This is a genomic window from Microcoleus sp. Pol7_B2 (assembly GCF_036701035.1).
Taxonomy (GTDB): domain Bacteria; phylum Cyanobacteriota; class Cyanobacteriia; order Cyanobacteriales; family Microcoleaceae; genus Microcoleus.
The window spans coordinates 74730-87041 of sequence record NZ_JAUBQB010000019.1 but is presented as its reverse complement, the minus strand read 5'-3'; the positions used below and the strand labels follow the sequence as shown (position 1 = coordinate 87041).

Sequence of the window (12312 nt, the reverse complement as noted above, 5' to 3'; positions counted from 1 at the left end):
AGAGGTACTGGAATAATAATGAATCCTCCTGTATTTATTGTTTTAAGCACTGCATAGCTCTTAACTGAACCGTATTGCAATTTACCCTATTTCAGAATTTGAGGAAAATAACGAAGCATTTAAGAAAAAAGGAAAATGGAATGAAGTTTCAAGAGGGAGAATAGAAGGTTTGCACCTGCTGGCATCACCAACGAACCCAGATAATAACAAAGAATCACTGGTTGTAAATTTTAGAGAAATCCAAACATTACCTTACGAATATGTGTTGAAACACGCTAGTAATTTAAACGCTCGCTGGCGGTTAAAATCTCCTTACCTAGAACACTTTTCTCAGGCATTTGGACGTTTATTTATGCGAGTTGGTTTACCATCGGCTATTCCGCCTTTTTAAGTCATTTTATGTAGGTTATAATTGCTATATTAAACAAAATTTTTAGTTCAAGCTCTTGGCTTCTGTCTCCTGACTTTTAACGCGGTGGTGGTCATCATGGGGCGGCAATTCATCTAATGTAATCGCGTTTAATGTCGGTGCAGAGACAGAAAAATTATTGTTTCCAGAATCCGCTGCTATTGCTGGCAATTTGCGCCGATTTCCCCACAACACGCCGGCGGTGAAAGTCAGGGATGCGATCGCAACTCCTCCCCCTATTCCCGCCCACCATAAAGACACGGGTAAATTATTAAAATTAATCTCTGTTGCCTTTGGAGTTGCGTCTTTATTTGCCTCGTCTGTTGAGGGCTTGCTGCCGCCCCGCAAAGATTGTGCGTAAAGTTGAGGTGCTCGCTGCGTTACTATCAAATCTCCCTCGAATAAACCCCTCTTCACTTCAACTAAATCTCCGGCAGTTTGACCGAGTTCAATTTCAACCGCTTGATAAGCATTGCCATTTTGGAGGTAAACGGTTTTTTTCCCGCTAACATCCACTACCGCCGCACTCGGAATTGTTAAAATATTTGTTGCAGTTTTGTCGGTTAAAATCTCTAACTCAGCAAACAGTCCGGGCTTTAATTCGCCGTTAATATTATCTAGTTCTGCTTTCACCGGCACAACCCGCGTTTCTCCTTCCACGGATGACCCAATTAAGGCGATTTTTCCCTTGAAAGTGCGATCGGGTAAATTAGCGACTTTTACTCTGACTTGCTGACCCTGTTTTACTTGATTCAGGTCTTTTTCGTAAATATTGGCTGTGGCAAAAACGCGGCTGTCATTTAACAGACTCATCAACGGTTTTTCAGCGTTTACTGACTCTCCTGGGGTGATTTCGCGATCGGCTACCGTCCCGGAAATGGGAGCAACTACGGTAACGAGTCCTCGATCGTTGGCAGCAGTTCCTAATTGTTGGAGCCGCGCTTGATAGGCTGCGTCAGCCAAGCGAATACGCGACTGAGCGACTTCGACGGCAGTTTGGCCGCGTTTGACTTGGTTCTCGGCTTCTAGGACTTCCCGGCGGCTCTGAGCTCTGGTAAGTTGAGCTTTTGCTTCTGCTACTCTGCCTTGAGATTCCCGCAATTCCCGCATTGGGAGGTCTACTTCGGCTTGTTTAATTTCGGTTTGGGCTTTGATAACTTCAGGACGGCTTTTTGCTTTAGCAACAGCGGCTTGTGCTTCGGCGAAGTGGGCTTGCGATTCCAGCATTGTGCGCCGCGCGATCGCCCCAGATGCCACTAATTCTTTGTCGCGATCGAACTGTTCTTTAGCCACTGTCAGTTCAGTTTCTGCCCGCGCTATTTCTGCTTGCGCTATTTCAACTTGACGCTGATAATTTTCTTTAGCAACTTTGACAACAGAGCGTTTATTTACTAATTCTTGCTCTTTTTCGTACTGTTGGGTAGTTGCTGCTAATTGAGTTTGGGCTTGTGCTATTTCAGCTTCAGCTATTTTTACGAGGCGATCGTAATTTTCTCGTGCTAGTTTGAGATCGCCTTCCGCTTGCTGCAAATCTGCCTCAGCTTCGGCACGTTTCGAGAGAGATTCAACCCGCAACTGTCCTAATTCTGAACTCGATAACACCGCAACGGGTTGGCCTTTTGATACTTTGTCCCCAGGCTTAACCAGCAACTCTATTACTTTCCCAGCAACAGGAGCCGTAACTTCTACTTTTTCGTTGGGTAAAGTTTCAATTTGTCCTGTGGTTTTGATGCCGATATCTAGCCGCTGGCGAGCAGCAGGGGAAACTTTAATTCCTAATCGTTTTGCTGTTGCGGCATCTACAGAAATAGCAGTAGAAGTTTCAGTTGCTTCGTCGCTATGCTGAAATTCATCTCCGTGGCCAGCGTGGGCAAAAACAGCGGCAGGAGAACTTAGCAAAATTAGGCTGAGCAAACTTCCCGAAAAGCTGCTAATAACTGCCGGACATTGAGCATATTTGTGGAATATCATCGTTGGCATTGTCCTTGAAATCAGGTTGAGTGCCACAGGTTTAGCAGTTGGTATTTTGCCAAAGTAAGTAAGTTATACCCCTTAAGTAAAGTTACTTATTAGCATTTTCCAAGAAGCGACCGCTAAGCAATGACCAAGAGCTAGAAATGCTCTACTCAACCTAGTATTTCACGGTCAAATGAAATTAGGATGAAATTAGGATAAAATTTTGAATCAGCAGCCCAGATGCCCACCAGATTCTAAAATACGAAGATAAGTTTCGCCTAATGACAAGCGATTTTGCTGTAGATTTTTTTCCGGTTTTTTTATCTCTGCTGGCGCTGAAATTTCTTTTGTCAATTCGCTCAGTAGCTCATCTACGGCTGCATTTGATTTATAAGTGCTGTTTAATTCCAAGGTATTCAATATCATAAACTACCCTCTCTATGTATATAGCTTTTTGCTGACCTATCTATTACTTTAGAGGTAGGGCCGATCCATTGTCTACAGTATTCTTACGTAACTTTCTACTACTTTAGAGGTAGGACTGCTCAATTATCTACAGTATGTGTAGGTACTCTCAGGAAACTGAGGTGGAGTCAGACCAATGCTGACAGCCACTGTCGAGCTACATTACTTTGTCTACCAAGGTTGTCGCCACTTTTTCATTTGCTCAATTTCTTGCTTTGGTGAAGCAAGTCTTTTCGGAACTCTTGAGCTACTGTGATTAAGGTCACTCATTTTCGGGATTTGGGTCACGTTTTGTTGAAGTGAGCAAAATTACTGTTTGTACCAAGCTTGCCGCCACTGTTTCATTTGCTCAATTTCTTCCTTTTGCGAACTCAGAATTTCTTGAGACAATTTCTTCATTTCCGGGCGTTTTGACTTCTTCAAAGCATCTTCAGCCATCACTAAAGCTCCTTCGTGGTGAGGAATCATCGCATTGATAAATCGCAAGTCAAATTGGTCGTCAGCGGCCCCTAAATCCATGCTCATCATCATGCTTTGCATTTGTTCGGGAGTCATTGCCATCATGTGACCCATTGGAGCGTGATAAGCCATCGGGGTACTGCTGGCTTTGGGATACCAAGCTTTTCGCCACTCTTTCATTTGATTGATTTCGCGGTTTTGAGCAGCAATTATATCAGTGGCAAGTTTTTTCATTTCCGGGCGTTTTGATTTATTCAGCACCTCTTTTGCCATGTTTACAGCACCTTGATGGTGTACTGTCATGCCATCAATAAATCGCAAATCGTAGTCGGCATCAGCAGGGCCTAAATCCATTGACATATCGTGATTCGTGCCATGATCCATGCCATGATTCATGCCACCTTGGGCCACGTTTTGCTTGTTGTTTGCTTCGGTTGCAGCCGTAACGTTTGGGGCTGGAGTTTCACTGGAAGGGGCTTTTGAACAAGCTGCAAGCACTCCGCTGGTTAAAGCGGCTGTGGCGGTCAATATCAGGGCTGCAAAGCCTGTTTTTAATGAAATTGGTTTCATCGATTTTATATCCTTAAAACGGCCATTTATCTTCAGCTTTCCACATATAAATGAAATTAGGATGAAATTTTTGCCTCGGAATTGTAAAGAATTATTGCTGTGGGGTCGATCGAACTCAAATTTAAGATTTACAGGACTGACAACCGAATTATGTAGGGTGCACAGTGCGCGCCTTACCCCTATGGGTAGCGTGTCAAACCACTTTTTTGAGAATTTCTGATTTATTTCGCAATTCCTCTTGACTCTCCAGTGAACAGGAGACTTTACAATGGAGTTAATTCATTTATTGAGCAGAGTAGTTTCTGCTGAGGTTCAAACTATGACTTTACAGCTAAAAGTTCCTAAGATGGCTTGTTCTACTTGTGCGAATACAATAACAAAAGCAGTCCAAGCCATTGACTCAGCCGCTGGTGTTGAGGCGGATCTCAAGACAAAATTGGTCACGATTCAAACCGCTAAGTCGGAAAGTGAAGTTAGGAAAGCGATCGCATCGGCGGGCTATCCAACTATTTAAAGACAAAGGGTAAAGTCTCATTGAGGATGGCATATATGGACAATCTCACACTTAAATTGCGGGGCATGAGTTGTGCTTCTTGTGCTTCATCTATCGAACAAGCCATTCAATCTGTTCCCGGCGTAATTGAGTGTCATGTCAATTTTGGGATGGAACAAGCAACCATCCAATACGACTCCCAGCAAACCAACTTAGAAACAATTCAATCGGCGGTTGATGATGCGGGATACCAAGCTTTGCCGTTTCAAGAAATGGCGACGCCCGAGGATGATTCCGAACAAGCCGATCGCAAATCTGAATCTCAAACCTTGCAGCGGAAACTCTGGACAGCAGGTATCATCAGCATCCTGCTAGTTGTGGGCGCTATTCCAGCGATGACCGGCTTGCATCTGCCATTTATTCCCGCATGGCTGCACAATTTTTGGCTGCAATTAGTCCTGACATCACCAGTACAATTCTGGTGCGGGAAATCGTTTTATGTGGGAGCTTGGAAATCCCTAAAACGGCGAGTGGCGACAATGGATACCCTGATTGCTTTGGGTACGAGTGCTGCTTACTTTTATTCTGTATTTGTGACTTTTTTTCCCAGTTTCTTCACTGCGCAAGGTTTGACTCCTAGTGTTTACTACGAAGTAGCCGCTAGCGTTATCGCCTTAATTTTGTTGGGGAAAACCCTAGAAAATCGCGCGAAGGGAGAGACTTCGGAGGCCATTCGCAAACTCATGGGTTTGCAAGCAAAAACTGCTCGGATAATTCGCAACGGGGAAGAGTTGGAAGTGCCGATCGCCCAAGTGGAAATTGGCGATGTCGTGCAGGTGCGGCCGGGAGAGCAAATCCCCGTAGATGGAGAGGTAATTGAGGGTGCTTCGACGGTAGACGAAGCAATGGTTACGGGAGAAAGTTTGCCTGTTAAAAAGCAGCTTGGCGACGAAGTTATCGGAGCCACAATTAACAAAACTGGCAGCTTCAAATTTCGGGCGACAAGAGTTGGCAAAGATACATTTTTAGCTCAAATTGTCAAGATGGTGCAGGACGCACAGGGTTCAAAAGCACCGATTCAAAAGTTAGCCGACCAAGTGACTGGTTGGTTCGTTCCCGCAGTAATTGCCATCGCTTTAGCTACTTTTCTTATCTGGTTTAACGCCACTGGAAACATCACTTTTGCAACCGTAACAATGGTGGAAGTGCTGATTATTGCCTGCCCGTGCGCTTTGGGTTTGGCAACTCCGACTGCTGTGATGGTTGGCACGGGGAAAGGTGCAGAAAACGGGATTTTAATTAAAGGAGCGGAGAGTTTAGAATTGGCTCACAAAATCCAAATTATCGTGTTAGATAAAACAGGAACTCTCACCGAAGGCAAGCCGACTGTAACTGATTTTGTGACAATTAGGGGAACGGCGAACAGCAATGAGTTAAAGTTGCTGCAATTGGCTGCGTCTGTAGAGCGAAATTCGGAGCATCCTTTGGGGGAAGCTGTTGTGAGGTACGCTCAATCTCAAGAGGTGAATTTGACTGATGTTAAGGATTTTGAGGCGATCGCGGGGAGTGGTGTTCGCGGAGTTGTAGGCGGAAAGTCGATCGCCCTGGGAACGCTGAGGTGGATGCAGGAACTAGGCTGCGATACTGAATATCTGGAACTGCGCGGGAGAGCTTTAGAAGCAGCGAGCAAAACGGTTGTTTGGATGGCTGTAGAAGGCCAAATAGAGGCAATTCTGGGCATTGCGGATGCTCTCAAACCATCGTCCGCGCAGGCGGTGAAAGCTCTTCAAAAACTCGGTTTGGAGGTAGCGATGCTGACGGGCGACAACCGCGCGACTGCGGAGTCGATCGCCCAATCCGTAGGCATTACTCGCGTTTTTGCTGAAGTTAGACCCGACCAAAAAGCAGCTCAAATCCAAGCCCTGCAACGGGGAGGAAAAATTGTCGCGATGGTGGGAGACGGGATTAACGACGCGCCGGCTTTGGCCTTAGCAGACGTGGGAATTGCGATCGGCACCGGCACCGATGTGGCGATCGCCGCCAGCGACATTACCTTAATTTCAGGAGATTTGCAAGGCATAGTTACAGCAATTAAACTTTCCCGCGCCACCATGCGGAACATCCGAGAGAATCTGTTTTTTGCGTTTATTTACAACATCGCTGGAATACCGATCGCGGCGGGCATTTTGTACCCCATTTTCGGCTGGCTGCTAAATCCAATTATCGCCGGTGCAGCAATGGCTTTCAGTTCAGTCTCTGTAGTTACTAATGCTTTGCGATTGCGGAATTTTCAAGCCAAATCTAGTGCATAAATTTGGAGTAATTATAAAAATGTTACAGCCTAGTCAAATTTGGGGAAGTCTCGCGAGTTTAGGACTTGTGATGGGAATGGCATCGGGAGTTCAAGCTTCCAAAATGTCCGTCCAGCATTCTACTTCAACGACTCAATTCCGCAGCATTGAACAGCCACTAGGTTTAAAAGTTGGCGTCACAATAGGTGGTTTAACATTAATTGGTTTGGACTTGTGGTGGTTTTTGTTCAGTAAATCTAAAGGGCAGAAAGCTGAATATATTCAGGGGATACAAGAGTTGACTATTACTGTAGACGGGGGTTATGAGCCTGCCACTGTAGTTGTGAAAGCAGGTCAATTAGTCAGGCTCAATTTCTTGAGGCGCGACCCCAACAGTTGTCTTGAAAAAGTGTTGTTACCAGATTTTCACATTGTGCGAGAATTACCTCTAAATCAGGTAACGGCTGTTGAATTTACCCCTCAAAAACCTGGACGATACCTATTTACTTGCGGTATGAATATGTTTAGGGGTGTGGTGGAAGTACAAAGCTAAATCAAATAGACAGTTGTCAACCTGCGGCAATTGCGACGGTTGAGGCGCGAGTTTTTTCAGCAAGAAATCGCTAAAATAGATGAAAGCTTAAAAAATTTGGAGTGAGCTAAATGCAACTACTACACACGATGCTCCGAGTCGGCAACCTGGAAGAATCCCTCAAATTTTACACTGAGGTTCTGGGCATGAAATTGCTGCGGCAAAAGGACTATCCAGACGGTAAATTTACTCTGGCTTTTGTGGGCTACGGCGATGAATCCGACACTACAGTTTTGGAATTAACATACAACTGGGGCGTCACAGAGTACAATTTGGGGGATGCTTACGGTCATATTGCGATCGGCGTTGACGACATTTACGGTACTTGCGATGAAATTAAAGCTCGCGGCGGTAAAGTTAGTCGCGAACCCGGCCCGATGAAGCACGGTTCAACAGTCATCGCTTTTGTGCAAGACCCAGATGGATATAAAGTTGAGTTAATTCAACAGGAAAATCAAGGTAGCAACACCCAGAAAGTAGCAGCAACAACCGCATCCTAACTTTCTTAAGAGGGGGAAGGGGAAGGAAAAACTATCTTCCCTCTTCCGTTTTCCTTTTGACAACAGTCGTACCCACAACTGTCAACTGAAACTTTTAATTCGATCGCACCGACGGTAAAAACTGCTGCAAATATATTTTTTGCCACAATATAGAAAAACTGCTCCCTATTTGGCTTAAGCTATCAAATTGAGGAATTAATTTAGATTCTCGGCGCTGGTCACAAGCAGCGAGCGCCCAAAAGAATACAGCTAATACTAACAAAAATACCACCATTACACTAAATAAAATAGTCCAATAAACTAGAAATTCGCTTGTGTAGCTGACCGCGAATATCCAGTTAATCACTAAATTTGATAAATAAAAAAACCACCCTACTGAAAACCCCACCGCGAACAATAGCCACGTCCACCTAAACATATCTGTTGCCGTCTTGCTATTTTTGGATGCCGAAAGTTCTAACTCTCTAATTTGACTGTTAATATTTGATGTGACTTCATACAACGTATACTGCAAAGAATCTCTGATATAATTGAGTTCATTGTCGAGGTTTATGCACTGCTCGGAGGTACTTTTATCCAAGCTCAGGTTTTGAATTTTTTTGCGGTGCGCCGCCAGTTTATTGTCTAGAGTGTAATCCCATTTTTCCAGCCGATCTACAGTCAAATACAAAAGTTCTCTATTAGCATCTAACAAGCTCTGGCAATGTATGATTGACTTAACTAACTTGCTGAGATTGTTGATATACTCCTCTAGAGTATGTTGGTATTCCCTTTGTTTAGCGGACAAGAAACTTGCGAGTTCGACATCCCGATCGCCGCACAGCGCCAAAGCCTCACAATACAAGTCGTCAATTTCCATTTTACCGAAATATAGTGACGCTTTGTACTCCTCGATTTCGGGAATAGTAAGGGATTCTAAAGGCTGATATTTTACATTAAATTTATATAGGAGCGCTGTCAGAATCTGCGCCGATTTTCGGTCAATCTTGTCTTTGTAAGGTTCTAAAATAATTGTAGCTAGATTTTTAACTCTCGTTTCCGGGTGGTGCAGAAACTCAAAAATTTTGGCAAGTATTTTGGAGAATTCCAAGTCATTAAAATTATTTTCTGCCACTTCCAAAAAGTTTGTTACCGCTGCATCGTTGTCGGCACTCAATTTGTACGGGCCCGTAAGTGCGATCGCAGCAAATACTCGATCAATCCAAAATAGATATTCGTCGCCATTCATTGGCAGGCTCGGCAGCAGCCAGCTAGGGCCGTACACCCAAAAATCGAGACAATTCTCATATTCCTTGTGGCTGTCATTTCTGCGGCTGTCGCCCAAAGCAAATTTGTTGCTTGCTAATAGTTGAATTTGCTCTTCTACAACCCGTCGCTCAATTTCCTCTGCATTGATTGTGACATTGACAGCACCTTCCTTGCCTTGTTGTTGCCCTGCTTCATCCAACCAAATTGACTTAATACTAACAGCCGCAGACCACCGAATTAAAGGAGTCGATCCCCCTCGCGCTTCCTGTTCTAACGCCGCCAGCAGATTTTTGCTAAAATTACTTGCTTTAGCCTTTCTCTCACTTGATATCAGCCCCTCTCCCACCTTCCCAAATGCCTGAATTGCCAAAGCGCGAAACAGCAAATTCGGATGCGGTTTTCTGAGGGATTCCGGTATATTTTCTCTGAATATTCCGCTGTTGGGTACGCCCAAAACTTCAGCAAAAGGCTCGATGCCGCACTGTTGCAGGATTTTTTTAACTAGGTTTATTCTTTGCCAAGGTTGAGTATATTTAGTGAGAGTGAAGATTAGCGCTCTGCCGCTGCACCCCATTGACTCAGGGATGTTAGTGCGATCGAGTTTCCACATATTGCTCGTCATAATTTGTCGCCATGACAATTGCTAGATATGGAGGCCGTTGTTGGATGCTGAATTCAGCATTACATTTACTGTGGCTTTTTGTCAATATTAGTCCTGAACGCATAGGGAGTTATAAACCCGGTTTCACGACTAAATTTATTATAACTCAAGCCTAGATTTTCCCTATAAACCTAGTTAATCAAGGCCAATGTGGGTCCCGAACTAAATATATTATTTTGCAATAATTGGTGAAATGTCCAAATTTTAGGTTGGGCAACGAAACCCAACCTACTATAGTCATTTCTTTGTCGGATCTTTTAATATTTTGTCGCTTACCATTTGGTCAACGAGTAAGTCGCTGATAATTTGAGCTCCGTGGGATGTAAAGTGCAAGCCGTCATTATTTTTTACATAGCCTCGCTTACCCGATTTATTAGCAACTACTGGAACAAATCTTCCTCCGGGTGCAAAAGTGTCCCAAGTAGAAATAAATTCAATTTTGGCTGAAGATTTGCTGGCATTTTTATAAATATCGTTCATGAGAGGAAAAACTGTGAGATACGAAGATTTGTTAGGCATCGATTGACCGACCCAATACACTTTTCTTACGGATGACGCATCAAGTAAATTGACATATCTTTCAACTCTTTCTTGATAAGATTTTTGCCATTCTTTGGTCATTATTCTCCAGGCTTTTCCTTGAGAATCAATGATATTTTGACGGTCATTGGCTCCGAACAAAACTATCACTACATCCGGCTGGTAATTATTAAGAGTTTGGCGAGTTCGGGCATACCAATCATAATAATCTATCCGATTTAATCCGGTCGCTACCTTGTAGTCAATTTTCGTATCGGCGATATTGTATTTTTTCTTAAGAGTGTACTGGAGTTGAATTCCTAAGTCGAACATTACGGAATCTCCAATAAATAAAAATCTGCGATAAGGTCGGGTCAGTTTAGGTTTAGCTGGGGTTGTTTTTTTAGCTGGGGTTGGTTTTTTAGCTGTAGCAGACTTTGGGGGTTCAACGGGCGCTTTTGTTTCGGTTTGGACAGAAGAAATTTCTGGTTCTTTGGGGAGGCTGTCGAAGTTAATATCTTTAATTTTGCTCCAAAAATCTTGTTCTGATTTTCGGAAACCGTCTATTTCGATCTGGCGCGCTGCTTCTTTAATTTCTGCACTGGCGAAAGGAGTTGAAGCAAAGCTTTTCAGAAATAATGATAAGTTTGAAAATATTAAAGTGAGAATTACAGAAGTAACAATCAGCAAAAATTCCCGGTCTTTCATATTTCTTAGAAATTAAAGTAAATAAAAGGCGCGACGGTACTTGGCCCCAACATCAAGATAGTATACACGAGCAGTGAAACTAAGACAACCCGAAAGAAAATGTTTTTTAATGACAATACGGTTTGCAAGAGTTTCGCGATGCGATCGCCCCACAAGTTGAGCGCGCCAATAACTGCAATTACTAAATACAATTGCCAAAAGTTAAATTGAAAACTTGTGACTGCAGGATGGAAAATTCCTTCAAAAAAACTCACCGCAGTTTCCCAGTTGGGAGTGCCAAAAAATACCCAGCTACAAGTAACAAAAGTAAATGTTAGCAGCCAACTGCAAAATTTAGCAAATCTGGGAAAGGCATAGTCTAATTTAAAGTGGATAGCTTGGGGGAGATCTTTACATAAATGGTTGACAATTAATCCTAAACCGTGAATTGCTCCCCAGAAAATAAAGTTTAAACCTGCGCCGTGCCAAAATCCACCGATCGCCATTGTTAAAAATAGATTTAGGTACTTCCTCAACTTGCCGTATTTGTTACCGCCCAAGGGAAAGTAAACGTAATCCCTCAGCCACTCGGAAAGACTGATGTGCCACCTTTTCCAAAATTCTTGCAGACTGAGTGATCGGTATGGCATATTAAAGTTGGCAATGGGTTTGAAACCCAGTAAACAGGAGATACCGTTGGCTAAATCCGAATAGCCGCTGAAATCTACATAAATTAAACAGGAATAGGAAATTGCCGCGAGGATTAAATCGATGCTGCTGTACTGCTGGGGTACTTTGAATGGTAAGTCAGTGAAGTTAAACAAAAAGCTCGATAAAGTATATTTTTTGAAGAGTCCAGACAAAATCAAAACTATAACTTCTTCAATTTGATAGTCGTATTTTTTCCGTGAATTTAGCTGCAAATAAAATTCGCGAGCTCGCGATATTGGCCCAGAGGCAATTTGCGGAAAGTAGGTAATGTAGGCAGCATAGTCTATAAATTTTGGACAGGGTATTTTTTGCTGGCAGCAGTCGATTAAATGAGAAATCATTCTAAAAGTGTAGAAAGACACGCCGACGGGGGCGATTATTTGCAAAACTGGAAAGCTGGCGGGAATTTGTAGCTGGTTCAGTATCTCAAATAAAGAAGTTACAAAGAAGTTGCAATATTTAAAGATGCCGAGATAGGCAATGTTGAAAACTAAGCCGGAGATTAAAGCAATTTTTTTATACTTATTGTTGCAGAGAACCCGGAGAATGATATAGTTAGAGGCTGTAGAGAAAACGAGGAGCAAGAGAAAGTCGAAACTCCAAAAGGAATAAAATAATAAACTTGAAATTAACAAGACAATTTTATACAAATTGACTTGGGGTTTCACAGAGACTATCGCGCTAAAAATAATTAGGAAAAAAACTAGAAATTGGTAAGTGGGAAATAGCATAAGTCTCAGCCGATAAAAAA

Annotated in this window: 10 protein-coding genes; 4 read left to right on the top strand and 6 right to left on the bottom strand. The window is 43.1% G+C overall.

Annotation, left to right across the window (positions count from 1 at the left end):
• Window positions 1–433 precede the first annotated feature (433 nt).
• The 3 genes from QUA57_RS10455 to QUA57_RS10445 form a co-directional block, all read right to left on the bottom strand.
• Complete coding sequence (locus QUA57_RS10455; RefSeq protein WP_445304467.1) at window positions 434–2389, bottom strand: efflux RND transporter periplasmic adaptor subunit; 1956 nt, start codon at window positions 2387–2389, stop codon at window positions 434–436.
• 204 nt (window positions 2390–2593) lie between these two features.
• Complete coding sequence (locus QUA57_RS10450) at window positions 2594–2791, bottom strand: hypothetical protein (protein WP_333060714.1); 198 nt, start codon at window positions 2789–2791, stop codon at window positions 2594–2596.
• A gap of 348 nt (window positions 2792–3139) precedes the next feature.
• Window positions 3140–3859 carry a DUF305 domain-containing protein gene (locus QUA57_RS10445; RefSeq protein ID WP_333060712.1) on the bottom strand — a complete coding sequence of 240 codons (720 nt, stop codon included), beginning with the start codon at window positions 3857–3859 and terminating at the stop codon, window positions 3140–3142.
• A gap of 319 nt (window positions 3860–4178) precedes the next feature.
• On the opposite strand from QUA57_RS10445, the gene QUA57_RS10440 reads away from it, so the two are divergent.
• The 4 genes from QUA57_RS10440 to gloA all read left to right on the top strand — a co-directional run bounded on the left by QUA57_RS10440 (window position 4179) and on the right by gloA (window position 7735).
• Window positions 4179–4373 carry a heavy-metal-associated domain-containing protein gene (locus QUA57_RS10440; protein WP_333060719.1) on the top strand — a complete coding sequence of 65 codons (195 nt, stop codon included), beginning with the start codon at window positions 4179–4181 and terminating at the stop codon, window positions 4371–4373.
• A 35-nt stretch (window positions 4374–4408) separates the two neighbouring features.
• Complete coding sequence (locus tag QUA57_RS10435; protein WP_333060710.1) at window positions 4409–6664, top strand: heavy metal translocating P-type ATPase; 2256 nt, start codon at window positions 4409–4411, stop codon at window positions 6662–6664.
• Between the two features lie 19 nt (window positions 6665–6683).
• Complete coding sequence (locus QUA57_RS10430) at window positions 6684–7196, top strand: cupredoxin domain-containing protein (RefSeq protein ID WP_333060709.1); 513 nt, start codon at window positions 6684–6686, stop codon at window positions 7194–7196.
• Window positions 7197–7306: 110 nt separating this feature from the next.
• On the top strand, window positions 7307–7735 hold the full coding sequence (gloA, locus tag QUA57_RS10425; protein ID WP_333060708.1) for a lactoylglutathione lyase: 429 nt from the start codon (window positions 7307–7309) through the stop codon (window positions 7733–7735).
• Between the two features lie 94 nt (window positions 7736–7829).
• Here the strand turns inward: gloA and QUA57_RS10420 are convergent, their stop codons facing one another.
• From QUA57_RS10420 to QUA57_RS10410, 3 genes are all read right to left on the bottom strand, one after another.
• Window positions 7830–9605 (bottom strand): hypothetical protein, encoded by a 1776-nt coding sequence (locus QUA57_RS10420; RefSeq protein WP_333060706.1) that lies wholly within the window; start codon window positions 9603–9605, stop codon window positions 7830–7832.
• Between the two features lie 276 nt (window positions 9606–9881).
• Window positions 9882–10871 (bottom strand): DUF459 domain-containing protein, encoded by a 990-nt coding sequence (locus tag QUA57_RS10415; RefSeq protein WP_333060705.1) that lies wholly within the window; start codon window positions 10869–10871, stop codon window positions 9882–9884.
• Between the two features lie 5 nt (window positions 10872–10876).
• Complete coding sequence (locus QUA57_RS10410) at window positions 10877–11902, bottom strand: MBOAT family O-acyltransferase (RefSeq protein ID WP_333060704.1); 1026 nt, start codon at window positions 11900–11902, stop codon at window positions 10877–10879.
• Between the last annotated feature and the right edge of the window lie 410 nt (window positions 11903–12312).

Bases quoted from the DNA above. Each gene is read 5' to 3' on its own strand.
- QUA57_RS10440 (WP_333060719.1), top strand. From the start codon at position 4,179: ATGACTTTACAGCTAAAAGTTCCTAAGATGGCTTGTTCTACTTGTGCG.
- QUA57_RS10420 (WP_333060706.1), bottom strand. From the start codon at position 9,605: ATGACGAGCAATATGTGGAAACTCGATCGCACTAACATCCCTGAGTCA.
- QUA57_RS10445 (WP_333060712.1), bottom strand. From the start codon at position 3,859: ATGAAACCAATTTCATTAAAAACAGGCTTTGCAGCCCTGATATTGACC.
- QUA57_RS10455 (WP_445304467.1), bottom strand. From the start codon at position 2,389: ATGCCAACGATGATATTCCACAAATATGCTCAATGTCCGGCAGTTATT.
- QUA57_RS10415 (WP_333060705.1), bottom strand. From the start codon at position 10,871: ATGAAAGACCGGGAATTTTTGCTGATTGTTACTTCTGTAATTCTCACT.
- QUA57_RS10435 (WP_333060710.1), top strand. From the start codon at position 4,409: ATGGACAATCTCACACTTAAATTGCGGGGCATGAGTTGTGCTTCTTGT.
- QUA57_RS10450 (WP_333060714.1), bottom strand. From the start codon at position 2,791: ATGATATTGAATACCTTGGAATTAAACAGCACTTATAAATCAAATGCA.
- QUA57_RS10410 (WP_333060704.1), bottom strand. From the start codon at position 11,902: ATGATTTCTCATTTAATCGACTGCTGCCAGCAAAAAATACCCTGTCCA.
- gloA (WP_333060708.1), top strand. From the start codon at position 7,307: ATGCAACTACTACACACGATGCTCCGAGTCGGCAACCTGGAAGAATCC.
- QUA57_RS10430 (WP_333060709.1), top strand. From the start codon at position 6,684: ATGTTACAGCCTAGTCAAATTTGGGGAAGTCTCGCGAGTTTAGGACTT.